The sequence below is a fragment of the Stappia sp. 28M-7 genome (assembly GCF_014252955.1).
Taxonomy (GTDB): domain Bacteria; phylum Pseudomonadota; class Alphaproteobacteria; order Rhizobiales; family Stappiaceae; genus Stappia.
Genome location: NZ_JACMIA010000001.1, coordinates 106,475 through 131,391, shown reverse-complemented (window position 1 = coordinate 131,391; position 24,917 = coordinate 106,475). Strand labels below are relative to the sequence as shown.

Below are 24,917 nucleotides of genomic sequence, written 5' to 3'. Positions count from 1 at the left end.
GCTTGTCTGACATCGCATTTTTCCATCGCTGACCCGAGGCGCGCTCGTGCGGGCGCCCGAACCGCCCCTCACTCGGCCCGAATTCGGATCGACGGCCCGGAGGCGATGGTTCAGCGACTTCGAGAGGCCATTCTCGAAATTTCGCGATTTCGAGACGGAATTTTGCAAAATCCGTCTCGATTTCCGCAAAAGGCAAAGGACGGGGACAGGCGCTCGAAATCGGCGGGAAGCGGCCCCCGCACGAGAGGGCAGATTTTTTTTACGCGCCATGTCACAGCAGGCGGAGCCCGAGCGTCTAAGGAGTGACACCAACGCACTGGAGACCTCCCATGACTGCCCGTCTCGACTACTACAATATCGCCCCCGACATGCTGAAACAGATGCTCGCGCTCGACGCGGCCGCGCGCGGCGGCACGCTGGAACGCGAGCTCGTCGAGCTGGTGAAGCTGCGCGCCTCGCAGATCAACGGCTGCGCCTACTGCCTCCACATGCATTCGCGCGACGCGCGGGCCGGCGGCATGGACCAGACCCGGCTCGACCTGCTGCCGGCCTGGCGCGAATCCTCGCTCTACTCGCCGCGCGAGCGGGCCGCGCTTGCGTGGACAGAGGCGCTGACCCTGCTTGCGCAGACCGGCGCGCCGGACGAGGATTACGCCGGCATCGCCGAGCATTTCGACGAGGCGGAGCGGGTACAACTGTCGATGCTGATCTGCACCATCAACGCCTGGAACCGGCTGGCGGTGGGTTTTCGCAGCGAACACCCGAAGGGAACGAGCAAGGCCGATGCAGCATGACGCCGCGAGCGACGCGGTAGACACGTTCGAGAAGGTGCGGGGCCGGCTTACCGGCCTCGCCTACCGGATGACCGGCCTGCGCGCCGATGCCGAAGACGTGGTCCAGGACGCCTGGCTGCGCTGGCAGCGCACGGACCGCAGCAAGGTCGAGGAGCCGGAGGCGTTCCTGTCCACCGTCGTCACCCGCCTTTGCCTCGACCGGCTGCGGCGGCGCCGGCGCGAACAGGCGGCCTATGACGGCCCCTGGTTGCCGGAACCGATGCTCGGCGCGGCCGGCGGCGCACCTGCCGAGCCGCCGGAAGAGACCTTCGCCTCCGACATTTCCTTCGCGCTGATGCTGGCGCTGGAGCGGCTTTCGCCGCTGGAACGGGCGGCTTTCCTGCTCCACGACGTCTTCGATATCGGCTTCGGCGAGATCGCCGCCTCGCTGGGGCGCAGCGAGGCCGCCTGCCGGCAGCTCGCCAGCCGGGCCCGCGACAATATCCGCAAGGCGCGGCCGCGTTTTTCCGTCGATGAACAGGAGCACGAAGCCGTGGCGTCCGCCTTCCTGAACGCGGCACGGCAGAACGATGTCGAGGAGCTGAGCCGCTTGCTGGCCGAAGGCGCGGTGCTGCATTCGGACGGCGGCGGGCAGAAGATCGCGGCCCGCAACCTGATCCGCGGCGCCCTGCGCATTGCCCGTTTCTTTGCCGGCGTGGCGCGCAAGTTCGGCCGCCCGCCCGCCTGGCGCTGCCGGGTGCAGCTCAACGGACTGCCCGGGGAACTTGCCCTGGAAGCGGACGGCACCCGGCAGGCGACAGCCGTCGAGGTCGCGGATGGCCGCGTGCAGGCGATCTATCTGGTCCGCAATCCGGACAAGCTGGCGCGGCTATGGGCCGAGGCCGGCGGCCCGGACGAGGTGCCCGGGCCGACTGCTGTGTCCTAGGGCTGACGCCCCGCCTGCGCTTTACTGCGTGCGCTCGAGCACCTTGCGCAGCGTGCCGATCAGCTGAGCGATCTCCGCCTCGCCGATGGAGAGCGGCGGCGACATGGCGATGACATCGCCGGTGACGCGGATCATGCAGCCTTCCTGGAAGCAGGCCGTGAACACGTCGTAGGCGCGCGCGCCCGGCGCGCCGGGGCGCGAGGCGAGCTCGATGCCGCCGATCAGGCCGAGATTGCGGATGTCGATCACATGCGGCGCGTCCTTCAACCCGTGCAGCGCCTCTTCCCAGGCCGGAGCGATGGAGGCGGCGCGGGTCAGCAGCCCGTCGCGCTCGTAGATGTCGAGCGTGGCAAGGCCGGCGGCACAGGCGATCGGGTGGCCCGAATAGGTGTAGCCGTGGAACAGCTCGATCGTGCCTTCCGGCCCGTTCATGAAGGCATCGTGGATGCGGTCGGTGGTGAAGACCGCGCCCATCGGCACCGCGCCGTTGGTCAGGCCCTTGGCCGTGGTGAAGATGTCCGGCATGACGCCGAAGAACTGCGAGGCGAAGGGCGTGCCGAGGCGGCCGAACCCGGTGATCACCTCGTCGAAGATCAACAGGATGCCGTGCTTGTCGCAGATCTCGCGCAGGCGCTGCAGGTAGCCCTTCGGCGGCACCAGAACGCCGGTGGATCCGGCGACCGGCTCGACGATCACGGCGGCGATGGTCTCCGCGCCGTGCAGGCCGACGAGGCGCTCCAGATCATCGGCAAGATGCGCGCCCCATTCCGGCTGGCCGCGCGAGAAGGCGTTGTGCTCCGGCGCATGGGTATGCGGCAGGTGGTCGACGCCGGTCAGTAGCGTGCCGAAATGACGACGGTTGTTGACGAGGCCGCCGACGGAGATGCCGCCGAAGCCGACGCCGTGATAGCCGCGCTCGCGGCCGATCAGGCGGGTGCGCGAGCCCTCGCCGCGAGCCCGGTGCCAGGCCAGCGCGATCTTCAGCGCCGTGTCGACGGATTCGGAACCCGAACCGGTGAAGAAGACGTGCTCGAAGCCGTCCGGCGCCAGATCCTTGAGCCGCTCGGCGAATTCGAACGCCAGCGGATGGCCCATCTGGAAGGACGGCGCGTAGTCCATCTCCAGCAGCTGGCGATGCACCGCATCGGCGATCTCGGTGTGGCCGTGGCCGGCATTGCAGCACCACAGGCCGGCGGTGCCGTCGAGGATCTCGCGCCCGTCGTCGCTGGTGTAGTGCAGCCCCTTGGCACCGACCAGCATGCGCGGCGACGCCTTGAACTGGCGGTTGGCGGTAAAGGGCATCCAGTAGGCGTCGAGCTTGCGATTGCTCTTGCCCCGGGGCGTGTCGTCCAGCATGTCCATGGCGGCCTCTCTGGCGGTTTTTTGTCAGCGTGCAGCCTGCGCCCTTTTTCCATCCTGAAACAGTCTGTTTCTTGATTTTCGCAAGCCATTGTTTTTACTAGCCCGAGCAGAAAAACGTTCGGGATCGTAAACATGTCTAACGGCGGCGATGCGGAACTCGATATCGGCGGCAGGTTGCGGACGCTGCGCGCCGCGCACGGCCTGTCCCAGAGGACGCTGGCCAAACGGGCCGGCGTCACCAACGCGACGATCTCGCTGATCGAGTCCGGCCGCATGAACCCGTCCGTCGGCGCGCTGAAGCGGGTGCTCGACGGGATCCCCGTCAGCCTCACCGACTTCTTCGCCTTCGAGCCCGGCGCCGAGCGGCAGGTGTTCTTCCAGGCGGAAGAGCTCAAGGAAATCGGCAAGGGGAGGATTTCCTACCGCCAGGTCGGGGGTAACCTGTTCGGCCGGCGGTTGCAGATCCTGCATGAACGCTACGAGCCCGGCGCCGATACCGGGCGCGCGCCGCTGTCGCATGATGGCGAGGAGGGCGGCGTGGTGATCTCCGGCCGGCTGGAGGTGACGGTCGGCGACCAGCGCAAGATCCTGGGGCCGGGCGATGCCTATGCCTTCGACAGCACCGAGCCGCACCGCTTTCGCGCCGTCGGGCCGGAGCCCTGCATCGTGGTCAGCGCCTGCACGCCGCCCAGTTTCTAGGCCTGCATCGGCCGCCTTTCGCTCGGCAACGATAGCGTGCTAGGCTCGCCCTGCGGCGGGTCTTCCCGCCGCTCGCCTGTGCATGTGGACCGCCTCCCCGGCGGCCCGACCCGGACCCACATGAGCGCGAGCCCCACCCATGATCTTCCTGCGCATCCTTCGCACCATCCTTCGCCGCGGCAGCCTTGCCGTGATCGACAGGACCGGCCGCCGCCATCTTCTCGGTGACGGCTCGGAGCCGGTCGCAACCGTCCGCCTGTCGCCGCAGGCCTCCGACTGGCAGTTGGTCCGCAACCCGGTGCTCGGCATCGGCGAAGCCTATATGGACGGCAGCCTGTCGGTCGACGACGGCAGGCTGTACGAGTTTCTCGACCTGCTTGCCCGCAACTACGGTACCGAGGCCAGCCATCCCTGGATGTCGCTGCTGGAGCGCGCCACCGCCCGGCTGAAACAGTCCAATCCGATGGGGCGGGCCCGGCGCAACGTCGCCCATCACTACGACCTGTCGCCGGCACTCTACGATCTCTTTCTCGACAGCGACCGCCAGTATTCCTGCGCCTATTTCCGCTCGCCCGACGACACGCTGGAAGAGGCGCAGCTCAACAAGAAGCGGCATATCGCGGCCAAGCTGATGCTCGACCGGCCGGGCCTGAAGGTCCTCGACATCGGCTCGGGCTGGGGCGGGCTGGCGCTCTACCTTGCCGAGGAGCACGGCGCCGAGGTGACCGGCGTGACGCTGAGCGAGGAGCAGTATGCCCACGCAAGCGCACGCGCTGCCCGCTCGCCGGCTGGCGAGCGGGTCTCGTTTCACCTCAAGGACTACCGCGAGCAGCAGGGCCCGTTCGACCGGATCGTCTCGGTCGGCATGTTCGAGCATGTCGGCAAGCGGCATTACCTGGAATACTTCTCCAAGCTGCGCGAGCTGCTTGCCGAGGACGGCGTCGCGCTGATCCACGCCATCGGCTATTCGGACGTGCCTGCTCCGATCAACCCTTTCATCCGCAAGTACATTTTTCCCGGCGCCGACCTGCCGGCGATGTCGGAAGTGTTCACCGAAGTGGAGAAGACCGGGCTGTATGCCACCGATGTCGAGATCCTGCGGCTGCACTATGCGGAGACGCTGCGCCACTGGCGTGAGCGGTTCCTCGCCCGCAGCGACGAGGTTCTGAAGATCTACGACGCGCGTTTCCTCAGGATGTGGGAATTCTATCTGGCGCTGTGCGAGGTCGGCTTCCGGCGGCGCACCAACATGGTGTTCCAGCTGCAGCTGGCAAAGCGGATCGACACGGTGCCGATCACCCGGGACTACATGTTCGAGGCGGAGCGGGCGGCCGAGGCGCGCGAGACGAAACCGAAGACCTAGAGACCGAGCGCATCCTTCAGCGCCGGCGCCCGCCCCTGCGGGGCAAGGTCGAGATCGGCCTCGATATGGTCGATATGTTCGCCGACCAGCCGGGCGAGCCGGTCCGCATCGCCCGCGGCCAGCGCGTCGAGGATGCCGCGATGCTCGGCATGGGCGCAGCTGGAAGCATCCGAGCGCCCGTACAGCGCAATCACCAGCGAGGAGCGGGCCACCAGCTCCTCCATGAAGCGGTGCAGGATGGCGTTGCCCGCCACCTCGGCCAGCAGCAGGTGGAAATCTCCGGATGCCTTGATCTCCGCCTGGCGCGCCTGCGGTCCGGCAGCGGCGATCTGGCTCGCTTCCTCGGCGATCAGCGCGGCGAAACGCTCCAGCGTGGCCGCATCGACGCGGGCGCAGGCCTCGCGGGCGATGCCCGGCTCGATCAGGCGGCGGGAGGCGAAGATCTGCCGCGCCTCGTCGGGCGAGGGATTGGCGACGAAGGCGCCACGATTGCGCTCGCTGCGCACCAGCCCCTCGAAGGCCAGCATCTGCAGCGCCGCGCGCACGACCGTGCGGCTGACGTCGAACAGGGCGCCGACCTCGGCCTCCGACAGCTTGGTGCCGGGTGCCAGCTTGCGCCCGACAATGGCCAGGCGCAGCCGGTCGCGGATCGCACCGGCGCGGTCGTCGGAGAGCTGGCCGCCGGCGGCGGCATGATCGTGAGCGGTCATGGCATGTGATTCCCTGCCGTTCTTGTAGCGCGTTTCGCTCGCCGCGCACAGGGACCGCACACGACCCACTGACTAGATTGCATACAATCTTTTCATGCTTTGCAGACAATCGCACAGAATCTGTGCAGCGCAGCAAGCCGCTCATTCAGCGGGCTGCCGCAACCTCCCCCGAAACCCTTGCGATTCCTGACGAAGCGCCCGCGCGATGCGACTGGCACGCATGATGCATTGCAGCATGCACGTCAGAGGGGACCGCATATGAGCAAGGCTGCCGCCATCGACATTGCCTCCGTCACCAAGGTCTACGGGTCGACCACGGCCGTGCATGCGATCAGCCTGAAGATCCCGGCCGGCAGCTATTGCTGCCTGCTGGGGCCGTCGGGCTGCGGCAAGAGCACGACGCTGCGGATGATCGCAGGCCACGAAAGCATCTCAGGAGGCGATGTGCGGCTCGGCAACCAGGTGGTGACCGACCTGCCGCCGGCGCGGCGCGGCACCTCGATGATGTTCCAGTCCTACGCGCTGTTTCCGCATCTCGACGTCACCGACAATGTCGCCTTCAGCCTGAAGATGAAGGGCGTGGCCAGGGAAGAGCGGCGGCGGCGTGCGCTGGAGATGCTGCAGCTGGTGCATATGGAGCCCTACGCCTCGCGCCGGCCGGCGCAGCTGTCGGGCGGCCAGCAGCAGCGTGTGGCGCTCGCCCGTGCCTTGATCACCGATCCGCAAGCCTTGCTGCTCGACGAGCCGCTGTCGGCGCTCGACCCGTTCCTGAAGGTGAAGATGCGCGCCGAGCTGAAGCGGCTGCAGGCCTCGCTCGGCATCACCTTCGTGCATGTCACCCACTCGCAGGAAGAGGCGATGGCGCTCGCCGACGTGATCGTCGTGATGAATGCCGGGCGGATCGAGCAGGCGGCCCCGCCGCGTGACGTGTTCGAGCGGCCCGCCACTGCCTTCGTCGCCCGCTTCATGGGCGATCACAATGTCATTTCCGGGCGCCTTGCGGGCCGTGACGAGCGCGGCGTCAGCATCGCCCCGGCGGGCGGCGGGCTGTTTTCCGCCATAGGCGCGCCGCACGACGCGGACGCGCCCATCGACATTGCCGTGCGCACCGACCGGGTGCGGATCGGCCCGGCCTCGGCGCCTGGCCTCGGCTTCACCGGCGTCGTCGAGAACGTCGAATATCGCGGCTCGTCGGTGAAGCTCACCGTCGCCGGAGCCGGCGTGGACGACTTCACAGCAATCGTCAGCGACACCGATTTCTTCGCCGCGCCCGTGAAGGTCGGCGATGCGGCGCCGCTCGCGTGGAACCGGGAGGACGCCATCGTCCTCGGCCGTCTCGCTTCCTGAAAAACCAAGGCCGACCATCACAAAGAGGGGAAATGACAATGACGACGACACCGACCAGCAAGACCGCCGCCGGTACCGGCGGGCTCTCCCGCCGCACGCTGCTGAAGACCGGCGCGGCCGCCGCCGGCCTTGTCGCGGGCAGCGGCGCCATCACCGGCTTCCCGACCATCTGGGCGCAGAACCCGATCACCCTGCGCCAGTTCGGCACCGGCGTATCGAACCTCAATGCCATCGCCGAGAAGTGCAAGGAAGACCTCGGCATCACGCTGGAAATGACGGCGACCGATTCCGATGCCGCCGCCCAGCGCGCCGTCACCCAGCCGGACAGCTACGACATCGCCGATATCGAGTACTGGATCGCCAAGAAGGTGTTCCCGGCCGGCGTCATGCAGCCGATGGAGGTCTCGCGGCTGAAGTATTACGACAAGATCGTGCCGCTGTTCATCGACGGCAAGCTGGCGCCGGACAGCGTCATCGCGCAAGGCACGGCGCCGCACACCGTCGGCTTCGTCGACGGCAAGGACTCCACCACCTTCGCCAGCGCTCCGACCGACTGGCTGACCATGGTGCCGACGATCTACAACGCCGACACGCTGGGCATCCGCCCCGATCTGGTCGGCCGCGAGATCACCAGCTGGGCCGACATCATGGACCCGGCCTTCAAGGGCAAGACCTCGATCCTCAACATCCCCTCCATCGGCATCATGGACGCGGCGATGATCATGGAGGCACTGGGCGAGATCCAGTATGCCGACAAGGGCAACATGACCCAGGAGGAGATCGACAAGACCATCGACTTCCTCATCAAGGCCAAGAAGGACGGCCAGTTCCGCGCCTTCTGGAAGTCGTTCGACGAGAGCGTCAACCTGATGGCCTCGGGCGAGGTGGTGATCCAGTCGATGTGGTCGCCCGCAGTCGCCGCCGTGCGCTCGCGCGGCATCCCCTGCGTCTATCAGCCCCTCAAGGAAGGCTACCGCGCCTGGGGCGGCGGCATCGGCCTTGCCAAGCACCTATCGGGCGCCAAGCTCGACGCGGCCTACGAATATATCGACTGGTACCTGTCCGGCTGGGTCGGCGCCTATCTCAACCGCCAAGGCTACTACTCCGCCGCCATGGAGACGGCGAAGGAGTACATGTCCGAGGACGAGTGGGGCTTCTGGGTCGAGGGCAAGCCGGCGCAGGGCGACATCCTGTCGCCGGACGGCAAGGTTATGGAAAAGGCCGGTGCCGTACGCGACGGCGGCTCCTTCACTGAGCGCATGGGCAAGGTCGCCTGCTGGAACTCGGTCATGGACGAGGACCGCTACATGGTCCGCCGCTGGAACGAGTTCATCGCCGCCTGACGCGCGCCTTTCCGCTCTCCCGGAACGGCTTGCCGCCCGGGAGAGCGGTTTCCCGCCCCTTACGAACCCCGCACCGGAGCCGAGGCATGACCGCTGCCGCCAATCCGCCTGCCGCCCCGATGAGCGAACCGGACGGGACGCCGCCCGCCCGCCGTCTCGCCCGCTTCGGCAAGGCTGCCGCCGCCTATCTGCAGGCGGCCCCGCTGGCGCTGATCCTCGGCGCCTTTCTGCTGGCGCCGCTGGCGATGATCGTCGCGGTGAGCTTCTGGGACTACGACTTCGCCCGGCTCTATCCCGACTTCGTGCTGACCAACTACATCGAGACGCTGGGCTCGGCGGTGACCTGGCGGACCTATCTCAACACGTTCAAATATGCCGCGATGGTGTGGGCGCTGACCCTCTTCATCGGCTTCTGGGTCGCCTATTTCCTCGCCTTCCACGTGCGCAGCCAGACCATGCAGATGGTGCTGTTCCTGGTCTGCACAGTGCCGTTCCTGACCTCCAATATCATCCGGATGATCTCTTGGATTCCGGTGCTCGGACGCAACGGGCTGGTCAACACGGCGCTCGTCGATCTCGGCATCGTGCCGGCCCCGGTCGAATGGCTGCTCTATTCCGATTTCGCCGTGGTGCTGGCCATGGTGCATCTCTACACGCTGTTCATGGTGACGCCGATCTTCAACACGTTGATGCGCATCGACCGTTCGCTCATCGAGGCGGCGCACGATGCCGGCGCCTCCAGCCTCCAGGTGCTCACCAACGTGATCCTGCCGCTGGCCAAGCCCGGCATGGCGATCGGCACGATCTTCGTCGTGACGCTGGTGATGGCCGACTTCATCACTGTCCAGGTGATGTCGGGCGGGCAGAGCGCCTCGGTCGCCCTGATGATGCGCAACCAGATGTCCTTGCTGCAATATCCGGCCGCCGCCGCCAATGCGGTGGTGCTGCTGGCCATCGTCCTCCTGCTCGTCGCCGCGATCCTGCGCGTCGTCGACATCCGCAAGGAGCTGTGAAATGAGCGAGACCCGCGGCCTCGAGTTCTGGATCCTGGCGCTGTTCTTCGCGCTGTTCGTGGTGTTCCTCTACGGGCCGCTGTCGGCCATCGTCATCCTGTCCTTCCAGGGACCGGACGGCGGGCTGACCTTCCCGCTCAACGGCACCTCGCTGCACTGGTTCCGCAACCTGACGGAGCGCCAGGCGGTCGGCGATTTCGGCGGCAGCTTCCGCCGCTCGCTGGCGCTGGGTATCGGCGTCATGCTGGTCACCGTCGTGGTGTCGCTGCTGGCCGGCCTTGCGTTCCGCCGCCGCTTCTTCGGCGCAACGCCGCTGTTCTACCTCTCGGTTGCCAGCCTGGTGGTGCCCTCGATCATCGTCTCGCTCGGCATCGGCGTGATGTATCATCAGGTGGGCCTGCGCCCGGCCTGGTACAGCTCCGCCTTCGGCGCGCACCTGACCTGGACCCTGCCCTTCGGCGTGCTGATCATGTTCGCCGTGTTCAACCGCTTCTCGCCCGCCTACGAGGAAGCCGCGCGGGACCTTGGCGCAAGCGCCTGGCAAACCTTCCTGCACGTGCTGCTGCCGATGATCGCGCCGATGCTGGTCGGCGTCGGCCTGTTCGGCTTCACCCTGTCCTATGACGAGTTCGCCCGCTCGCTGATGACCTCGGGCACCTACAACACCCTGCCGCTGGAGATCTACGGCATGACCACCAACGTCACGACGCCGGTGCTCTACGCGCTCGGCACCGTGACGACGCTGTTCTCCTTCCTCGTCATCGTGGCAACGCTCGGTGCCATCCTCTGGCTCGGCCGCCGCCGCGCCCGCGGCCAGGGCACCGCGTGACGGACGGCAGACAATGGACCTCCTGATCGTCAACCCGAACAGCACCGCATCGATGACCCGCACCATCGAGGCCGCAGCCAAGGCCGTCGCGGCTCCTGGTACGCGGATCATCGCCGCTACTTCGCAGGCAGGCCCCGCCTCCATCGAGGGCTATTACGACGAGGCGCTCTCCGTGCCAGGGCTGCTCGCCGAAATCCGCGAGGGCGAACGGGCCGGCGCCCGGGCCGCGGTGATCGCCTGCTTCGACGATACCGGGCTCGATGCGGCGCGGGCGATGGCACGCATTCCCGTGCTCGGCATCTGCGAGGCGGCGCTGTCGCTCGCCGCCTTCGTCGCCCGCCGCTTCACCGTGGTGACGACGGCCGAGGCCGCGCGCGTGCCGGTCGAGGATCTGGTCGCGCGCTACGGCATGGCGGGACGGGCGAAAGTGCGCGCCGCCGGCATGTCAGTGTTGTCGCTGGAGGACCCGGCATCGGGTTCCGGCGAGCTGCTGCGGGCAGAGATCCGCGCGGCGCTGACACAAGACCATGCGGAGGCGATCGTCCTCGGCTGCGCAGGCATGGCCGACCTTGCGCGCCGCCTGTCCGAGGAGTTCGGCGTTCCGGTAATCGACGGAGTGAGTGCCGCGGTGAAACAGGCGGAGGCGCTTGCCTCGCTCGGGCTGTTCACCTCCAAGCGAGGCGCCTATGCTGCCCCCTCGCCGAAGCGCTACAGCGGCGCCATGGCCTCCTTCGCTCCGATGCCGGCAGGGACCGAATGACCGAACAGACACTGCGCGCGCTTGCCCCCGATGAACTGCCCCTCCTGATCGACTGGGCCGCCGGCGAGGGCTGGAACCCCGGCCTCGACGATGCACCGGCCTTCCATGCAGCCGATCCCGGCGGCTTTCTGGGGCTCTTCCTCGGCACCGAAATGGCAGCGGGGATTTCCGCCGTCTCCTATGGGCCGGACTTCGGCTTCATCGGGCTCTACATCTGCCGGCCGGACCTGCGCGGCCAAGGGCTGGGGCGCCGGGTCTGGGATGCCGGCATGGCAAGGCTCGGCGAGCGCTGCATCGGCCTCGACGGCGTGCCGGCTCAGGAAGACAACTACCGCAGCATGGGCTTTGCCGTCGCCTATCGCACCTTGCGCTTTTCGGGACAGGCGCCGGAGGCCGCACCGCCGGCCGGCACACGCATCGCCCCGGCCGATCCCGGCGTTGCCGCCTATGACGCGGCTGTCTTCCCGGCCCCACGCGAGGCCTTCCTTTCGGCCTGGATTTCGGGCCCGCGCGTCGCGCGCATGGCGATCAGGGATGGGCGCGTCGTCGGCTATGGCGCGGCGCGAAAATGCCTTCAAGGGTGGAAGGTCGGGCCGCTCTTCGCCGACACGCTGGCGGACGGGACGGCTCTTCTTGCCGCCCTCGGCGCAGCGACCGGCAGCGAGGAGCTGCATCTCGACGTGCCCGACACGGGGCACGGCTTCGGTAGGTGGCTGGAGCAGGCCGGCTTCACGCAAGGGTTCGCCACCGCGCGCATGTACCGCAACGGCGTACCGCCGGGCGATGCGTCCCGCGTGCTGGCGACGACGACGCTGGAGCTCGGCTGAGGGATACGCGAGCGCCTCAGGCGCTCACAAACGCCTTCATCCAGCCAAGACCCTCACCGGTCGTGCCGCGCGGCCGGTATTCCGCGCCGAAATGGCCCCGATAGCCGGCATCGCGCAGGGCCGGCAGCAGCCAGTTGTAGTCGACCTCGCCCCGGCCGGGCTCGCCCCGGTCCGGCACGGCGGCGAACTGGATATGGCCGATCACGTCCATCCAGCGCTCGGCCTGGCGCAGCAGGTCGCCGCGCATGATCTGCATGTGGTAGCAGTCGTACATGATGCGGATGCCCTCGCCGCCGCAGTCCGAAATGATCGAAGCGGCGCTCTCGCAGTCCGACAGGAAGTAGCCGGGCACGTCGCGGGTGTTGATCGGCTCCACCAGCAGGCCAACCCCCTTGGGCGCGGCCAGATCGCGGAAGCGGCACAGGTTGGCGACGAAGGTGCGGCGCGCGGCCTCCCCGTCCGTCTTTCCGGCCATGACATGGATGTTGCCCGCGCCAATAACCGCCGCGTAGTCGAGCGCCTGCGTGAAGGCGGCGAGCGCCTCATCCTCGCGCCCGGCAAGGGCCGCAAGCCCGAACTCGCCCTTCGCCACATCGCCGCGCACGGTGTTGAGCCCGAGCACCGGCAAGCCGGTCTCCTTGAGGGCGGCGGCGAGCTCGGCTGCCGGCACCTCGTAGGGCCAGTGCAACTCGACCGCGCCGAAGCCGGCAGCAGCGGCCGCATGCACCGCTTGCGGGAGCGCCAGATCGGTCCACAGGAAGCCGAGATTGGCCGAAAGCGGCAGGGAGGTCTTGTTCACGGTCATCGCGCCTCAGTCCCATTCCACATCGAAGTGATCGACAATCGAGCGGATCTCGCCCTCGCTCAGGAGACGCGGGTTCATCCCGCGCAGCAAGAGTGCCAGACGGGCGGTCTCCTCCAGCTCCTCCATGGCGTAGACCGCCGCCTCAAGGTCCTTCGCCGCCACCACCGGGCCGTGATTGGCCAGCAGCACGGCGCTGCGGCGACCGGCAAGCCCGCGGATCGCCTCGCCCATGGCAGCATCGCCCGGGCGGAAGAAGGGCAGCAGCTTTACCTTGCCAAGCCGCATGATCGAATAGGGCGTGAGCGGCGGCAGCACATTGTCCGGGTCCACCTCCGGCAGCATCGACAGGGCGACCGAATGGCTGGAATGCAGGTGGACAATGGCCCCGGCCTTGGCACCGCGCGTCTCGTAGAACGCCGAATGCAGCGGCATTTCCTTGGTCGGAGCATCGCCGTCGACATGCCGGCCCTGCGCATCGAAGCGCGACAGGCGGCCGGGATCGAGGCGGCCGAGCGAGGTGCCGGTGGGCGTGACCAGCAACCCGCCGTCAGGCAGGCGCAGCGAGACGTTTCCCGAGGCCCCGCCCGTCAGGCCGCGGTCGAACATGGAGCGGGCGAGCGTGCACAGAAGCTCGCGAAGCCGCGCTTCCTCGCTCATGCAGCACCCTTTTCGGACAGGATCGCCAGCGCGCGCTCGAAGAAGTCCTCGCCGCCGAAATTACCGGACTTCAGCGCCAGAACCAGCTCTGCCCCTTCAACGCGCAGGGCCGGCACCCCGGGATCGATTTCCGGCCCGATGCGCAGCGCCTCGCAGCCGAGGCCGCGCACCACCGCGCCCGAGGTCTCGCCGCCGGCCGACACGATGCGGCGGATGCCGGAGCGCGCGAGTTCGCCGGCAAGATCGGCGAACAGGGTTTCGATGGCGCCCGCCAGCGTCTCCGTTCCATAGACGCCCTGGGCGCGCCGCACCTCCTCCGGATCGGCCGAGGAATAGACGAGCGGCGCCGCGTCCTGGTTCTCCAGCACGAACGCGTGCAAGGTCGCGACGGTGGTCTTGCCGGACATGACATCGTCGGCCGTCACTTCCAGCGAAGGATGGTTCGCCTTGTAGCGCGCCACCTGCGCGCGGGTCGCGCGCGAGCAGGAGCCCGACAGCACGACGCCAGGACCGTCGACCCCGGCAAAGCTGTCGCTGCCACCGGCAAGCTCTCCCGCACGGCGGAAGTTCTCCGGCAGGCCGAGCGCAACGCCGGAGCCGCCGGTGATCAGCACCAGCCCTTCCGCAGCTGCGCCGATGGCGTGAAGATCCGCATCCGCGATCGCATCGACGACCACCGGGCCGGCACCGGCCGCAAGCTCGCGGGCCAGGCCCGCGGCGATGCCTTCCGCCCCCTTGGCGACGTCGGCATGGGCGACATGGCCGACCTTGCGCGGCGTCTGCAGGGAGAGCCAGCGGCGGATGTCCGGATCGGTCATCGGCGTCAGCGGGTGATCCTGCATGCCGGACTCGCTGAGCAGCCGGTCGCCGACGAAGAGATGACCCTGGTAGAGCGTGCGGCCTGTGCCGGGAAAGGCCGGGCAGACGATGGCGGTCTTCGCGCCGAGCCGGTCCATCAGCGCGTCGATCACCGGGCCGATATTGCCTTGCGGCGTCGAATCGAATGTCGAGCAGTATTTGAAGAAGATCTGCCGGCAGCCCTGCGCCAGCAACCAGTCGAGCGCTGCCAGCGACTGCTCCACCGCCTCGGCCACCGGAACGCTGCGGGTCTTCAGCGCAACGACGCCGGCCTCGACGCCGGGCGCGGCCGGGCCGTCCGGCAGGCCGCAATACTGGGTGACCGCCATGCCGCCCTTGACCAGCGTGTTGGCAAGGTCAGAGGAGCCGGTGAAGTCGTCGCCGATGCAGCCGAGCAGCATGGTCAATCCTTGTCGCTGGAAGTCCCGCCCAAAACGTCCGCGCCTGATGCCGGAACGCCCGGCAGGGCGATGTTGCCCTCGCGGGCGTAGATCTTGGCGACCGCCACGTCGCCCTCGCGGCCAAGGCCCGCGTCATGAGCAGACCGGAAGCGGGCGAGCGCCGTTTCCGTCAGCGGAACGGAGAGCCCGCCGGCGGAGGCCGCCTCGGCGACGATGCCGAGGTCCTTGACGAAGATATCGACTGCCGAATGCGGACGATAGTCGCCGTCGGCGATGAAGGGGCCTCGGTTCTCGAACATCCAGGACGAGCCGGCGCAGCGGGAGATCACCTCCACCATGCGCGCCACTTCGATGCCCTGGCCGACGCCGAAGGTCAGCGCCTCGGCGGTGGCGGCAATGTGGACGCCGGCCAGCAGCTGGTTGACCACCTTCATGGCCGAGCCGGGACCGGCGCGGTCGCCGAGCTCGAACACCGTCTCGGCCATCGCATCGAGCGCGGGACGGGCGGCAGCGAAGGCGTCCGCCGTGCCGGAGGCCATGATCGACAGGCGCCCCTCGGCGGCACGGACCGCGCCGCCGGAAATCGGTGCATCGAGATAGAGCAGGCCGGTTTCGGCAAGCTTCGCCTCGAAGCGCACGGCATGTTCGGGGGCGAACGTGGCGCAGGAGACGACCACGGTACCGCGGGCAAGATGCGGCGCGATGCCGTCCTCGCCGAAGAGCACGGCCTCGGTCTGGGCCGCATTGACGACGACGAGCACGACAGCCGAGGCCTTGCGAAGGGCGGCATCGCGCGCGGCGCGGTCGGAGGCAATGCGCCCGCCATCCGCCTCGAAGGCAGCCATGGCCGCCTGCTCCCGGTCGATGCCGGTGACATCGAGGCCGGCGCGCAGCAGCGAGCGCGCCATGCCGAGCCCCATGGCACCGAGGCCGATGACGACGAGCGGACCGGGGGCGGTGGTCATGATGCGGCTCCCGCGTGATCCTCGAGATAGGCGGTGATGATCGCGTCGATGGAGGCATCGCCGGCAAAGCCGAGATCGAGCGCGCGGCGCGTGTCGAATGCCTTCGGCCAGGTGGAGATGATCGCCTCGACGGCAGGATCGGGCTGGTGGCGGATCAAGGCGACCGCCTCATCGCCCGCCACCTTGCGCAGCGCCTCGATCTGCTCGCCGACGGTCACGGAGACGCCGGGCAGGGTGATGTTGCGACGCCCGCCCATCGCGGCGGTGTCGAGATCGCCGGCATGGACGAGATAGCCGACGGCCGCGCGCGGGCTGGCCAGCCAGTGGCGCACGTCGGTGCCGACCGGCAGCACGGCTTCCTTGCCGGCAAGCGGCTCGCGCAGGATGGAGGAGAAGAAACCGGAGGCCGCCGCATTGGGCTTGCCCGGCCGGATGACGATGGTCGGCAGCCGCAGGCCGATACCGTCGAAGAAGCCACGGCGGCTGTAGTCGGCAAGCAGCAGCTCGCCGATGGCCTTCTGGGTGCCGTAGCTCGACAGCGGCGTGACCACGTAGTCGTCGCCGATCACATCGGGCAACGGAATGCCGAACACCGCCAGCGACGAAGTAAACACGACACGAGGGCAGTAGCCCGAGCGCCCGTTCTCGGCGCGGATCGCCTCGAACAGGTTGCGGGTGCCGTCGAGATTGATCCGGTAGCCCTTCTCGAAATCGCGCTCCGCCTCGCCGGAGACGATCGCGGCAAGGTGATAGATGACGTCGGGACGGGAGGAGACAAGGCGCTCGGCCTCGCCGGGCGCGCACAGGTCGCCGGTCTCGACCGAGACGGGAATGCCGCCCTCCGGCGCGCGGGCCGGGACGACATCGAAAAGGGTCATGTGCGAAAGCGCGGCACCGGCAAGGGTCCCGCGCGCGGTCAGCGCCCCGGCCAGCCCCTGGCCGAGCATGCCGCCGCCACCGATGATGAGGCAGGTCGTCATTGTCACTCTCTCCTTGCGGGCGGCTGGGCCGGGCGCGATATCCGGCGCCGCACCCGGAAGGGGCGGGCGCCGGATGTCTTTCATGGGAGCCTTAGATGCAGCGGCCGCCGTCGACTTCCAGCAGCACACCGGTCACGAACTCGGCCTCGTCGGAGGCGAGGAAGCCGCAGGCCTTGGCAATGTCGAGCGGACGCGACATGCGGCCGAGCGGGATGCCGGCGATGATCTTCGCGCGGGTCTCCGGCGTGTCGTCGCCCGGCAGGAACTGGCCGGTCAGGCCGGTTTCGCCCATCACCGGGTTGATGCCGCACACGCGGATCTTGCGGTCGGCGAGTTCCACGGCCATCGAGCGGGTGATGGCGATGGCGGCGCCCTTGGAGCCGTTGTACCAGGTCAGGCCCGGACGCGGGCGCACGCCGGCGGTCGAGGCGATGTTGATGATGACGCCGCCGCCGTTCTTCTCCAGCACCGGCACCGCGTGGATCGCCGCGTGGTAGATCGACTTGACGTTGACCGCGTAGACCTTGTCGAAGGTGGCCTCGTCGACGAGCAGCATCGACTGGTTCTTGTGGGTGGTGCCGGCATTGTTGATGAGGATGTCGAGCTTGCCGAACGCGTCGAGCGCGGTCTGCACCATCGCCTTGGTGGACTCGCTGCTGGTGACATCGGCCGTGCAGGCCACGGCAGACGCGCCGATGTCGCCGGCGACCTTTTCCGCCGCATCGCCGCGAATGTCGGCGACGACGACCTTGGCACCCTGCTCGGCGAAGTAATGGGCAATGCCCTCGCCATAGCCGCCGCCAGCGCCGGTGACGATTGCCACCTTGTCCTTCAGTTTCATTGCAGTCTCCCGAAAAAAGGCAGCGCCATCGCTACCTGTAGAACAGCTCGACGAGGCCGAGCGAGATGAACGGCACGTACGTCACCAGCAGCACGCAGCCCATCACCACCAGAACCATCGGCACCAGGGCCGGGATGATCTTCTGGATGGATATCTTTGCCACCGCACAGGCGGCGAAGAGGTTGACCCCGACCGGCGGCGTGAACATGCCAAGCGCCAGGTTGACCACGATGATCAGGCCGAAATGCACCGGATCGACGCCATAGGCGATGGCGATCGGCGCCAGGAGCGGCGCGAGCACCAGGATGGCTGCCGAGGTCTCGACAAACATGCCGACGATGAAGAGGAAGACGTTCACTGCCATCAGGAAGCTGATGCGGTCGGTGAACACCTGCTGCACCCATTCGGCGATGATCGCCGGCAGGCCCGAACGGGTGACGAGGAACGAGAACAGGCCCGCGCCGGCGATGATGATCATGATCACCGTGCTGGAGATCGCCGAGGTGCGCAACGCCGTGTAGATCTTGGCGAATGTCAGCGAGCGATAGACGAAGAGGCCGACGAACAGCGCATAGACGACCGCGATGGAGGACGCCTCGGTCGGCGTGAAGATGCCGCCATAGATGCCGCCGAGCACGATCACCGGCATGAGCAGCGCCCAGAAGGCATGCACCAAGGCCTCGAAGAAGGGCTTGCGCCCGTCGCCGTCCATCTTGCCGTAGCCCTTCACCCGGCACAGGATGATCAGGTAGATGAAGAGAGCACTGGCAACCAGGATGCCGGGGCCGATGCCGGCCAGGAACAGCTGGCCGATGGAGGTTTCCGTCGCAACGCCATAGAGGATGAGCGGGATCGACGGCGGGATCAGCACGCCGAGCTCGGCCGAGGAGGCCTGGATGGCGGCAGCGGTGCCGACCGGATAGCCATGGCGCACCATGGCCGGAATGAGAATGACGCCGATCGCGAAGGTCGTGGCAACCGAGGAGCCGGAGACCGAGGCGAAGATCATGCAGGTGACGACGCAGGTGCAGGCAAGGCCGCCCTGGATGCCGCCGACCATCGACTTGGCCAGCTCCACCAGACGCTCGGATATGCCGGCGGCCGCCATCAGGTTGCCCGACAGGATGAACAGCGGAACAGCCAGCAGCGGGAAGGAGTCGAGGCTGGCGAAGATGCGCTGCACGGCAAGCAGCAGCGGCACCGTCGAGAAGAACTGGATGCCGAAGGCGCTGGCCAGAACCAGCGACACGCCGATGGGAACGGCGGCGGCAAAGAGAATCAGCAGCGAAAAGGCCAGAGCCGCGTTCATACCTGGCCCTCCACATCCTTCAGGTCGTCGGAGCGCACATCGTCCTGGCCGGTGAAGCTGACGATGGTCCGGGCGATCACTCCGGGTACGGCCAGCAGCGCACCGGCCGGCAATGCCGCATAGACCCAGGCGATGCTGATCTCAAGGCCGGCAAGGTTCTGCCGCTGCACGCGCAGGGCCATGGCCGTGCCGTACCAGATCAGCATGGCGAGGAACGTCAGCGAGGCGATGGCGATGACGATGGTCAAGACCTGCCGCAACGGCTTCGGCCCGACATCGATCAGGAAATCGACGGCGATCATCGCGCCCTGGCGGAACGCGGCGGCAAGGCCGAGGAAGACCATCCACATCATCGCCGAACGGGCTGCCACTTCCGACCAGGCGGAAGGATGCCCGAACACGAAGCGTGTCACGACCTGATAGAAGGTGAGAGCGACGATCACCGCCAGCGCGACGATGGACAGCTCGAGAGCGACACGGGTGACCCGGCGCTCGACGGCGAAGAACCATTGCATGATCGAACTCCTGCCGGGGCGGCCGCGTACGGCCACCCCGGGACTTCGGAGGGCGAGGCCTGGGAGGGCCTTACTGCTGGGCGGCCTGGATGCGCTTCAGCATCTCATCGCCGTACTTCGCCTTGAAGGTGTCATAGGCGGGGGCGACGGCCTTCTGGAAGGCAGCCTTGTCGACATTCTCCACCACGTTCATGCCGTTCTTGCGCAGCAGCTCGACACCGTTGGCCTCATCCGACTCGACCTTGGCGCGGGTCGCCTCGACGGCAACCTTGGCAGCCTCGCGGAACCAGCCCTTCTCCTCGTCGGAGAGGCCGTCCCACAGGCTCGGCGAAGCGAGAATGATGGCCGGAGAGTAGACGTGGCCGGTCAGGGTCAGGTTGCTCTGCACTTCCCAGAACTTCGAGGCGGTGATCACCGGGATCGGGTTTTCCTGGCCGTCGATGACGTTCTGCTGGAGTGCGGCGAAGACCTCCGGGAAGGCCATCGGCGTCGGCGAAGCGCCGGCGGCACGGAAGGCTTCCATGTGCACCGGGTTCTCCATGGTGCGGATCTTCAGGCCTTCGAGGTCGGCCGGAGTGTTGATCGGACGGCTGGAGTTGGTGACATGGCGGAAGCCGTTCTCGGTCCAGGCGAGGGCGACGAGATTGTTCTCGCTAACCTTGTCGAGCAGCTCCTGGCCGATCTCGCCATCGAGGATGCTGCGCGCGGCCGCATAGTCCTTGAACAGGAACGGCAGGTCGAGAACGAGCGCCTCGGGAACGAAGTTGCCGAGCGGGCCGGTCGAGGACACGGTCAGCTCGACCGAGCCGATCTGCAGACCCTCGATCACGTCGCGCTCGCCGCCGAGCGCGCCGGCAGCCTGCTCACGGATCTCGAACTTGCCGCCGCTGAGCTCGGAGAGCTTCTTGCCGAAGGCCTGGACGCCCATGCTGTAGTGAGAATTCTGCGCCGTGGAATGCGCGAAATTGAGAACGGTCTGCGCAAACGCGCTGCCGCTCATCGCAACCGAAAGGGCGACGGCGGACACAACTGTCAAACTGCGGAAACGAAACATAGCGATATCCTCCCTGGTGTCTCCTGCACCGGGGGCGGAGTTTGGAGGCGATCGCCCATCCAGTCAACACGTTTTACAACTTCTCTGTAACTGGTATGATGATCACTTCGATTTGCCCGAAGCACCCGAACATAGCAGTTTGGGCAATCCGCAACTTTAACGCGCCGATGTTGACCGCACGGCAGGTTTGACCAATAAGTCGAGACATGGACAAGGCCGCACCGACATCGCGGTCGGCGGACTTTTCCTTCGCCGACCTTCAGCAGAGCAAAGCCGAGCGGCTGGCCGACCGGATCTACGAGAACCTGTTCCACGCCATCGTCACCGGCATGATCACCGCCGGCACCAAGCTGCCTTCCGAAAACGTGCTCGCCGGCGAGTTCGACGTGTCCCGCCCCGTACTGCGCGAGGCGCTCGACAAGCTGCGCGAGGACGGGCTGATTTCCTCGGTGCGCGGCTCGGGCAACTACGTGCAGAACGCGCTCGGCGCCAGCCGCGAGCGGACCAGCGGAGGCGACGACGACCGCGATGCGCTCGAGCGCATCGGCGACATGCTGAACGGCATAGAGCTACGTCTGATCGTCGAGCCGCAGGCGGCCTATCTCGCCGCGAAGCGGCGCGGACCGGCGGATATCGAGCGGCTGCGCGAGGCGCTCGACCGCTTTTCCGAGGCGATGCACACCAACGCGATCATGCATTATCACGACTATGCGTTCCACGAGGCGGTGGCCATCGCCACCTGCAATCCGCGCATCGTCAAGACACTGAAATCGCTGGAATATGACGTCTCCCGCTCGGTGACCCTGATGCGCTTCCTGGTGAAGTTCCAGCCGCTGGTGCGCGCCGAGGCGGTGCAGGCCGAGCACGAGGAAATCTTCCGCCACATCGAGGCGGGCGCGGCGACCAAGGCCAAGCGCGCGATGCGCAATCACATCGAGCATGCCCGCACGCGCATGATGAACAGCCGCCCCGGCTTCTAGCCCTCTTCCGATCGCCCGAACCCGGCCCGCAAAACGAAACGGGCGGAACCCGAAGGTCCCGCCCGCACGATCTCGTTGCGATGTCCGCGGCTCAGCCGTGCTTGAGAACCACCGTCTTGATGGTGGTGAAGCTGACCATGCCCTCGAACGCCTTCTCGCGGCCGTAGCCGGAGCGCTTCATGCCGCCGAAAGGCAGCTCGATGCCGCCGCCGGCGCCGTAGTTGTTGATGAAGACCTGGCCCGCCTCGATGGCGTGGGCGCAGCGCATCTGCCGGCCGCCATCCTGGGTCCAGACGGAGGCTGTGAGCCCGTAGGGCGTGCCGTTGGCAAGGCGAATCGCCTCGGCCTCGTCGTCGAAGGGGAAGGCCGCAAGGACGGGACCGAAGATCTCGTCACAGGCAAGACGGCTGTCGGGAGCCGCACCGTCCAGCAGCATCGGCGGGAAGTAGTAGCCGCCGTCCGGGGCATCGGCGTTCTTCTGCGCCTGAGCGACAACCCGCGCGCCGTCGGCAAGCGCCGCCTCGACGAGCTCGGTGACCCGGCGCAGCTGGCGGGCGCTGACGATGGGACCGCAATCCGGGTCGTCGATGCCCGGGCCGACCTTCAGCGCAGCAAAGCGCTCGGCGAGCCGCTTCATCACTTCCGGATAGATCGACCGCTCGATGAGAACGCGGCTGCCGGCAGCGCAGGTCTGGCCGGCGTTCTGCACGATGGCGTTGACGACGACCGGCAGCGCCTCGTCGAGATTCGCATCGGCGAATAGGACCTGCGGCGACTTTCCGCCCAGTTCCAGCGTGACGGGCACGTGGTTTTCCGCCGCCGCCTTCGCTACGGCAGTGCCCGTCTGGGGCGAGCCGGTGAAGGAGATGTGGTTGATGCCGGTATGGCCGGCGAGCGCGGCGCCCGCCTCCATGCCGAAGCCGCAGACGATGTTGAGCGCACCGGCCGGAAGGCCGGCTTCGAGCGCCAGTTCGGCGAGGCGCAGCGGCGTCAGGCAGGCGTCCTCCGCCGGCTTGACGACGCAGGCATTGCCTGCCGCCAGCGCGCCGCCGACCGAGCGGCCGAAGATCTGCGAGGGGTAGTTCCACGGGATGATGTGGCCGGTGACGCCATGGGGCACGCGCAGCGCCAGGACGGTCATGCCCTTGGAATAGGGGATGGTTTCGCCGTGATGCTTGTCGGCGGCCGAGCCGTAATACTCGAAGTAGCGGGCCGTGGCGGTGATGTCGTTGCGCGCCTGGGTCAGCGGCTTGCCGGTGTCGAGGCACTCCAGCTCGGCCAGTTCCTCGGCATGCTCGAGGATCAGCGCGGAAAAGCGCATCAGGATGCGGCCACGCTCCAGAGCGCTCTTGGCGCCCCATTCGCCCTCGAATGCGGCGCGCGCCGCTTCGACCGCCCGGTCGACCTCGGCCGCGCCGCCGCGCGGCAGACGGGCGAAGACCCGGCCGTCCGCCGGATCCACGACGTCGATGCCGCCGTTTTCCGCGCGATCGACGACCTTGCCGTTGATGATATGGCCGAAGGCCGTGATGGATGTCCTGTCGAGCATCTCTTTGCTCCTGAAAGTGACTGGAAACGGGAAGAAGGGCCAGCCGGCGGAGACCGCCGGCCGGGTCTGTCGATGGATCAGGCGAGCGCGTCGGCGATGGCCTTGCCGGCCTCGATGGTGCCGGCGCTGCCGCCGAGATCGCGGGTGCGCGGGCCGCCCTGCGAGAGCACCGTCTCGATCGCGGTCTCGATGGCGCGGGCAGCCTCCAGCTCGCCGAGATGCTCCAGCATCATGGCGCCGGCCCAGATCTGGCCGATGGGATTGGCGATGCCCTGGCCGGCGATGTCCGGCGCCGAACCGTGCACCGGCTCGAACATCGAGGGATTGGTGCGGGTCGGGTCGATATTGCCGGACGGCGCAATGCCGATGCTGCCGGCGACCGCCGGGCCGAGATCGGACAGGATATCGCCGAACAGGTTCGAGCCGACGACGACGTCGAACCAGTCAGGATGATTGACGAAATGCGCCGTCAGGATGTCGATGTGGAACTTGTTCGCCTCGACGTCGGGGTACTCGGCCGCGACCGCCGCGAACCGCTCGTCCCAATAGGGCATGGCGATCTTGATGCCGTTCGACTTGGTGGCCAGCGAGACCTTGTTGCGGCGGGTGCGCGCCAGCTCGAACGCGTAACGCAGGATCCGGTCGGTAGCACGGCGGGAGAACACCGACTCCTGGATCACCAGCTCTTCCGGCGTGCCCTGGTAGAGAATGCCGCCGGCGGAGGAATACTCGCCTTCCGAGTTCTCGCGCACGATGACGAAGTCGATGTCCTTGGCATCGCGGCCGGCGAGCGGCGAGGTGATGCCCTTGAGCAGACGGGCCGGACGCAGCGCGACATAGAGGTTGAGCTCGCGGCGCAGGCGCAGGATCAGATCCCAGGTGGAGATATGATCCGGCACGTTCGGCCAGCCGACCGCACCGAGGAAGATCGCATCGGCACCGCGCACCTGCTCGACGCCGTCTTCCGGCATCATCCGCCCGTGGCGGGCGTAGTAGTCGCAGCTCCAGTCGTGCTCCTTCCAGTCGATCGAGAAGCCGAAGCGCCGTGCGGCCGCCTCCACCACCCGCTGACCTTCCGGCACGACCTCCTTGCCGATGCCGTCGCCTGCAATCACCGCAATATCGTAATTCCTGCCCATGGAGCACCTCCCGAGACGTCTTTATTTCCGGCGGCGAACATGAGGCAAAGCGCCAGATGAGTCAATTCAGTTTACAACTCTGCAAACCGCCTCAGGCATCCTCGCGATGCTGATAAAGCAGATCGCTGCGATCGAGATGGCTTCCCATGGCCGCGGCAGCCCCCTCCTCGTCGCCCGTGGCCAGCCGGTCGACGATCACCGCGTGCTCGGCCAGTGTCTTGGTCTCACCGCCGGACCACAGCAGCAGCTCCGAATGGTAGTTGAACAGCCAGGTCAGCATGGCATCGCCGACGGCGGCGAAGATCGGATTGCCCGACAGGGAGGCGATCTTCCGGTGGAAGGCGATGTCGGCGGCGATGAAGGCTTCGGCATCGCTCAGGGCTTCGCGCTGGCGGTCGACGAGGCGGCGCAGCTCGGCGATGTCGGCAGCCGTAGCATTGGCCGCGGCAAGACGCACCATGCCCATCTCGAAGAAGCGGCGCGCCTGCTTCAGGTGTTCCAGATTGTCCGGCGAGGCGGACAGCATCAGCCGCGCCACCCCGTCGATCTGCCGGATCACCGTGTCCGCGGTCAGCGCGCTCACCCGGGCACGCTCGCCGTGGGAAATGCTGATGAGGCCCATCGTGTCGAGGGATTGCAGCGCCTCGCGCACCGCCGGCCGGCCGACTCCGAACCGCTCCATCAGGTCGCGTTCGGACGGCATCAGCTCGCCAGGCAGGACCTCGCGGCGGGTGATCATCTCCAGCAGCCGTTCGAGCACCTGGTCCGACAGCTTCCGCCTGACGATCTTGTCGCCCTCGTCCGTTTTCGTGCCGCGCTTGCGCATTCCAGCTCCCTCGCCCCGGATGGTTCCCTCCTATAGCAATGCTGGAGTGCGGCTGCCTATATGGCA

Annotated in this window: 25 protein-coding genes; 11 read left to right on the top strand and 14 right to left on the bottom strand. The window is 67.4% G+C overall.

Translation table 11 applies throughout. The features are described from left to right. Positions 1-329 precede the first annotated feature (329 nt). Entirely contained in the window at positions 330-794 is a 465-nt protein-coding gene (locus H7H34_RS00605; protein ID WP_185923929.1) for a carboxymuconolactone decarboxylase family protein, read from the top strand. After that, positions 784-1,719, top strand: coding sequence for an RNA polymerase sigma factor SigJ (gene sigJ, locus H7H34_RS00600; RefSeq protein WP_185923928.1), 936 nt, complete (start codon positions 784-786; stop codon positions 1,717-1,719). Before H7H34_RS00605 ends, sigJ begins: the two co-directional genes overlap by 11 nt. A 21-nt stretch (positions 1,720-1,740) precedes the next feature. On the opposite strand, the gene aptA is transcribed toward sigJ, so the two are convergent. After that, positions 1,741-3,075 (bottom strand): omega-aminotransferase AptA, encoded by a 1,335-nt coding sequence (gene aptA, locus H7H34_RS00595; RefSeq protein WP_208996889.1) that lies wholly within the window; start codon positions 3,073-3,075, stop codon positions 1,741-1,743. 138 nt (positions 3,076-3,213) lie between these two features. Between aptA and H7H34_RS00590 the strand changes: the two genes are divergently transcribed. Next, the gene (locus H7H34_RS00590) at positions 3,214-3,780 is read left to right on the top strand and encodes a cupin domain-containing protein (protein WP_067223052.1); all 567 of its coding nucleotides are present in this window, start codon (positions 3,214-3,216) and stop codon (positions 3,778-3,780) included. 139 nt (positions 3,781-3,919) lie between these two features. Further along, entirely contained in the window at positions 3,920-5,143 is a 1,224-nt protein-coding gene (locus tag H7H34_RS00585; RefSeq protein WP_185923927.1) for an SAM-dependent methyltransferase, read from the top strand. Here the strand turns inward: H7H34_RS00585 and H7H34_RS00580 are convergent. Next, positions 5,140-5,853: a GntR family transcriptional regulator gene (locus H7H34_RS00580; RefSeq protein ID WP_185923926.1), complete on the bottom strand. Its 714-nt coding sequence runs from the start codon at positions 5,851-5,853 to the stop codon at positions 5,140-5,142. The genes H7H34_RS00585 and H7H34_RS00580 overlap by 4 nt on opposite strands. 258 nt (positions 5,854-6,111) lie before the next feature. Between H7H34_RS00580 and H7H34_RS00575 the strand changes: the two genes are divergently transcribed. The 6 genes from H7H34_RS00575 to H7H34_RS00550 all read left to right on the top strand — a co-directional run bounded on the left by H7H34_RS00575 (position 6,112) and on the right by H7H34_RS00550 (position 11,972). Next, the gene (locus tag H7H34_RS00575) at positions 6,112-7,200 is read left to right on the top strand and encodes an ABC transporter ATP-binding protein (protein WP_185923925.1); all 1,089 of its coding nucleotides are present in this window, start codon (positions 6,112-6,114) and stop codon (positions 7,198-7,200) included. Between the two features lie 38 nt (positions 7,201-7,238). Continuing rightward, positions 7,239-8,543, top strand: coding sequence for an ABC transporter substrate-binding protein (locus H7H34_RS00570; protein ID WP_120270620.1), 1,305 nt, complete (start codon positions 7,239-7,241; stop codon positions 8,541-8,543). Positions 8,544-8,662: 119 nt separating this feature from the next. Then, on the top strand, positions 8,663-9,556 hold the full coding sequence (locus tag H7H34_RS00565; RefSeq protein ID WP_185926378.1) for an ABC transporter permease: 894 nt from the start codon (positions 8,663-8,665) through the stop codon (positions 9,554-9,556). A 1-nt stretch (position 9,557) separates the two neighbouring features. Beyond that, a complete protein-coding gene (locus H7H34_RS00560) occupies positions 9,558-10,385 on the top strand; it encodes an ABC transporter permease (RefSeq protein WP_185923924.1) in 828 nt (275 codons plus the stop codon). A gap of 13 nt (positions 10,386-10,398) precedes the next feature. Continuing rightward, a complete protein-coding gene (locus H7H34_RS00555; protein ID WP_185923923.1) occupies positions 10,399-11,145 on the top strand; it encodes an aspartate/glutamate racemase family protein in 747 nt (248 codons plus the stop codon). Beyond that, positions 11,142-11,972 (top strand): GNAT family N-acetyltransferase, encoded by an 831-nt coding sequence (locus H7H34_RS00550; protein ID WP_185923922.1) that lies wholly within the window; start codon positions 11,142-11,144, stop codon positions 11,970-11,972. The genes H7H34_RS00555 and H7H34_RS00550 overlap by 4 nt, the downstream gene beginning before the upstream one ends. A 16-nt stretch (positions 11,973-11,988) precedes the next feature. Here the strand turns inward: H7H34_RS00550 and H7H34_RS00545 are convergent, their stop codons facing one another. The 9 genes from H7H34_RS00545 to H7H34_RS00505 form a co-directional block, all read right to left on the bottom strand. After that, on the bottom strand, positions 11,989-12,777 hold the full coding sequence (locus tag H7H34_RS00545; protein ID WP_209006122.1) for a hydroxypyruvate isomerase family protein: 789 nt from the start codon (positions 12,775-12,777) through the stop codon (positions 11,989-11,991). A 6-nt stretch (positions 12,778-12,783) separates the two neighbouring features. Then, positions 12,784-13,434, bottom strand: coding sequence for a 3-oxo-tetronate 4-phosphate decarboxylase (otnC, locus tag H7H34_RS00540; protein ID WP_185923921.1), 651 nt, complete (start codon positions 13,432-13,434; stop codon positions 12,784-12,786). Further along, positions 13,431-14,693: a 3-oxo-tetronate kinase gene (gene otnK, locus H7H34_RS00535; RefSeq protein ID WP_185923920.1), complete on the bottom strand. Its 1,263-nt coding sequence runs from the start codon at positions 14,691-14,693 to the stop codon at positions 13,431-13,433. Before otnK ends, otnC begins: the two co-directional genes overlap by 4 nt. A gap of 2 nt (positions 14,694-14,695) precedes the next feature. Continuing rightward, positions 14,696-15,658 carry an L-threonate dehydrogenase gene (ltnD, locus tag H7H34_RS00530; protein WP_120270627.1) on the bottom strand — a complete coding sequence of 321 codons (963 nt, stop codon included), beginning with the start codon at positions 15,656-15,658 and terminating at the stop codon, positions 14,696-14,698. Beyond that, a complete protein-coding gene (gene denD, locus H7H34_RS00525; protein ID WP_185923919.1) occupies positions 15,655-16,638 on the bottom strand; it encodes a D-erythronate dehydrogenase in 984 nt (327 codons plus the stop codon). The genes ltnD and denD overlap by 4 nt, the downstream gene beginning before the upstream one ends. Positions 16,639-16,729: 91 nt before the next feature. Further along, positions 16,730-17,479, bottom strand: a complete 750-nt coding sequence (locus H7H34_RS00520; RefSeq protein WP_067223023.1) for a glucose 1-dehydrogenase — start codon at positions 17,477-17,479, stop codon at positions 16,730-16,732. Between the two features lie 31 nt (positions 17,480-17,510). Next, positions 17,511-18,788 carry a TRAP transporter large permease gene (locus tag H7H34_RS00515; RefSeq protein WP_185923918.1) on the bottom strand — a complete coding sequence of 426 codons (1,278 nt, stop codon included), beginning with the start codon at positions 18,786-18,788 and terminating at the stop codon, positions 17,511-17,513. After that, positions 18,785-19,303, bottom strand: a complete 519-nt coding sequence (locus H7H34_RS00510; RefSeq protein WP_097175321.1) for a TRAP transporter small permease — start codon at positions 19,301-19,303, stop codon at positions 18,785-18,787. The genes H7H34_RS00515 and H7H34_RS00510 overlap by 4 nt, the downstream gene beginning before the upstream one ends. A 70-nt stretch (positions 19,304-19,373) precedes the next feature. Continuing rightward, complete coding sequence (locus H7H34_RS00505; RefSeq protein WP_185923917.1) at positions 19,374-20,357, bottom strand: TRAP transporter substrate-binding protein; 984 nt, start codon at positions 20,355-20,357, stop codon at positions 19,374-19,376. A 206-nt stretch (positions 20,358-20,563) separates the two neighbouring features. Between H7H34_RS00505 and H7H34_RS00500 the strand changes: the two genes are divergently transcribed. Next, positions 20,564-21,337 carry a FadR/GntR family transcriptional regulator gene (locus H7H34_RS00500; RefSeq protein ID WP_120270631.1) on the top strand — a complete coding sequence of 258 codons (774 nt, stop codon included), beginning with the start codon at positions 20,564-20,566 and terminating at the stop codon, positions 21,335-21,337. A gap of 91 nt (positions 21,338-21,428) precedes the next feature. On the opposite strand, the gene H7H34_RS00495 is transcribed toward H7H34_RS00500, so the two are convergent. The 3 genes from H7H34_RS00495 to H7H34_RS00485 all read right to left on the bottom strand — a co-directional run bounded on the left by H7H34_RS00495 (position 21,429) and on the right by H7H34_RS00485 (position 24,851). Further along, positions 21,429-22,886 carry an aldehyde dehydrogenase family protein gene (locus H7H34_RS00495; RefSeq protein ID WP_185923916.1) on the bottom strand — a complete coding sequence of 486 codons (1,458 nt, stop codon included), beginning with the start codon at positions 22,884-22,886 and terminating at the stop codon, positions 21,429-21,431. Positions 22,887-22,963: 77 nt separating this feature from the next. Next, the gene (locus H7H34_RS00490; protein ID WP_185923915.1) at positions 22,964-24,025 is read right to left on the bottom strand and encodes a tartrate dehydrogenase; all 1,062 of its coding nucleotides are present in this window, start codon (positions 24,023-24,025) and stop codon (positions 22,964-22,966) included. 91 nt (positions 24,026-24,116) lie between these two features. Further along, a complete protein-coding gene (locus tag H7H34_RS00485; RefSeq protein ID WP_120270634.1) occupies positions 24,117-24,851 on the bottom strand; it encodes a transcriptional regulator NanR in 735 nt (244 codons plus the stop codon). Positions 24,852-24,917: the final 66 nt, after the last annotated feature.